This is a genomic window from uncultured Thiodictyon sp. (genome assembly GCA_903837595.1).
Classification (GTDB): Bacteria; Pseudomonadota; Gammaproteobacteria; order Chromatiales; family Chromatiaceae; genus Thiodictyon.
In genome coordinates this window covers 1-2,210 of record CAILVI010000171.1, presented here as the reverse complement: position 1 = coordinate 2,210, position 2,210 = coordinate 1, and the positions used below count along the sequence as shown (strand labels likewise).

Genomic DNA, 2,210 nt, shown 5'->3' with positions numbered 1-2,210 from the left:
CCCCCCACTTCGCCTCCACCGAGCGGCATGACTGATGCAAACCCGCACCCACTCCGCCCAGGAGTCGATCGCCAACGTCGCCATCGGCTACGGTGTCGCCCTCGCCTCCCAGCTCATCCTCTTCCCCTGGTTCGGCATCCATCTCCCCCTGAGTGACAACCTCTGGATCGGCGCCTGGTTCACCGTCATCAGCCTGGTGCGCAGCTACCTGGTGCGGCGCTGGTTCAACCGGCGGACCAGGATCGTTGAGGAGCGAGAGATCCCGGATTACCGAGCGGGCTAAGTGCATGGTTGAAACCCCGCCCACCTGGCAGGGTTACGCGGCCGTGCGCGCGTGGGCCTTTGTCAGCCCCGACGGCCACGTCCTGCTCGATACTGGGTTCTCCGATGAGGCGGATGCCTGGAAGGTTGGGCTGGGCTGGCCCGGGGGCGAGGAGATCGCGGACGCGAAGGGCCGCGGGGCTCGCGTGGTGCGGGCAACCGTCCTGATCCAGGACGAAAGTCCGGCCGATTGACAGCGCCTGTGTGACGGCGTTCGCACAACGGCAGGGCACAGCTTGACAACACCGCGCAACTGAGTAGGTTTGGCCTGCCACTGCCCCCAGTGGTCGGGATTGGTCTCCCGCAGACTCAGGCGGACACACCGCCATAAGGCGGTTTTTTTATGGACGAACGCAGGCTCCAGTTTAGGGCCGTGTGGGGGCCCCTTCGGGTGCGCCGGACCCTGAGCCCGGTAGACCAACCTCGCACGGCCCGCTATTTCAGATTGGTCTCGCTGACCAGCCACCTGCCTGGTGACCGGGCCGCATCCTGGTAGCCACCATTAATCGACCTCAGAGGTGCAGCATGAAAGCAGAAGCGAAAAAGGCCGTCGCGTTTGTATTGCTCGAAACCGCCATCGTGTCAGCGGTGTTCGTCGCCGGGCTGCTAGCCACTCCCTGGCTGCGCAAGATCAAGGCTGCCAAAACACCAACGCCCGCATTGCCGCCGGACCAGAGTACTGCATGACAACGTGCTTGAAGTGCGACCACGAGCGGCAGCCGGCCGACACCGCGCCCGAGACTGAATGCCCGAAGTGCGGGGCGATCTCTCTGCTCGCTCTCATCCTGATCGGGCAGTCTCCCGGCCGCAGCCAACTGCTTCATGCTCTACGATGCCAAACAACTCCCGACTAAACCAGATCATAAGGGATCAGAGGATTCATCATGTCGTTGATCGCCCGCATACTTCTTGCCGCAGTCCTGTTATTTTCACTGCCTGCCAGCGCTGAGGAGATCGTCGGCAAGGTGGTCGGCATCACCGACGGGGATACGCTTACCCTACTGACGCCACAGAACCTACAAGTCAAGGTCCGGTTATCCGACATCGACACACCGGAGTCGAAACAGCCCTACGGGAGCCGTGCTAAACAAGCATTGAGCGATATCGCCTTTGGCAAGATTGCACGGATCGACGTGCATACCACCGATCTCTATGGTCGCTCAGTTGCACGAGTCTACGTTGGATCGACCGATGTCAATGCCACCTTAGTGGACCAAGGAGCAGCATGGGTCTATCGAAAATATTCCAATGATGCGCATCTTCTCGACCTCGAAGCTGCGGCCAGGAACGCGCACCGCGGGCTATGGGCACTGCCTGAAGCGGAGCAGGTCCCGCCTTGGGAATGGCGCCATGCTGCCAAGTCCGAAGCCATCCAGGCGCCATCCGCAACACAGGAAAGCGCTGCGGCTCCGACATCCAACGATTTCGTATCGCCCGGAAGCCCGGCCCGGCCTCCCGCGGATCGACCCGTCGTGTCCGTCGCCCCCGCCGTAATCACTAAAGGCAGCGGGGGTCATCATGGAGCTTGCAATGTGCCTTCAGACCTCGACTCACGCGGGCACCGCTGCGGTGCGCGAGCCGCCTCGGAGCGCCCCGGTGGCAGATAAGAATCAGTCGCTACCGCATTTATCTGCTCATCGCTACTACGTGAGGGTAGGCTAGCAAGCGCCTTGTTGACAACCGCGGCCGGGCGGGGCTAGGCTTGTCCTGCCGCCCCTCGTGGGCGATAGGGTTTGACGGCCCTGAGGCAGCGGCACACAGCCGCATCGCGGATTTTTTTATGCCCAGATTCCCAGTTATGAGGGGATCGGGTGGGGAGTCCGCAAGGCTCGCCGGCTGCTGCCCGGTCCGTCAACCCGTCCGGTCCTCTCGCCCTTTCTTGACGGATG

At 62.5% G+C, this 2,210-nt stretch carries 4 protein-coding genes; all 4 read left to right on the top strand.

From position 1 onward, the window contains the following. The first annotated feature begins 34 nt into the window (after window positions 1-34). The 4 genes from QZY44_RS09330 to QZY44_RS09315 all read left to right on the top strand — a co-directional run bounded on the left by QZY44_RS09330 (window position 35) and on the right by QZY44_RS09315 (window position 1,928). Window positions 35-283 (top strand): hypothetical protein, encoded by a 249-nt coding sequence (locus QZY44_RS09330; protein WP_295445467.1) that lies wholly within the window; start codon window positions 35-37, stop codon window positions 281-283. A gap of 4 nt (window positions 284-287) precedes the next feature. Next, entirely contained in the window at window positions 288-515 is a 228-nt protein-coding gene (locus tag QZY44_RS09325) for a hypothetical protein (RefSeq protein WP_295445464.1), read from the top strand. A 331-nt stretch (window positions 516-846) separates the two neighbouring features. Continuing rightward, window positions 847-1,008, top strand: coding sequence for a hypothetical protein (locus QZY44_RS09320; protein WP_295445462.1), 162 nt, complete (start codon window positions 847-849; stop codon window positions 1,006-1,008). 197 nt (window positions 1,009-1,205) lie between these two features. Continuing rightward, on the top strand, window positions 1,206-1,928 hold the full coding sequence (locus QZY44_RS09315; RefSeq protein WP_295445459.1) for a thermonuclease family protein: 723 nt from the start codon (window positions 1,206-1,208) through the stop codon (window positions 1,926-1,928). Window positions 1,929-2,210: the final 282 nt, after the last annotated feature.

Coding starts and splice junctions, on each gene's coding strand:
- QZY44_RS09325 (WP_295445464.1), top strand. CDS start 288: ATGGTTGAAACCCCGCCCACCTGGCAGGGTTACGCGGCCGTGCGCGCG.
- QZY44_RS09330 (WP_295445467.1), top strand. CDS start 35: ATGCAAACCCGCACCCACTCCGCCCAGGAGTCGATCGCCAACGTCGCC.
- QZY44_RS09320 (WP_295445462.1), top strand. CDS start 847: ATGAAAGCAGAAGCGAAAAAGGCCGTCGCGTTTGTATTGCTCGAAACC.
- QZY44_RS09315 (WP_295445459.1), top strand. CDS start 1,206: ATGTCGTTGATCGCCCGCATACTTCTTGCCGCAGTCCTGTTATTTTCA.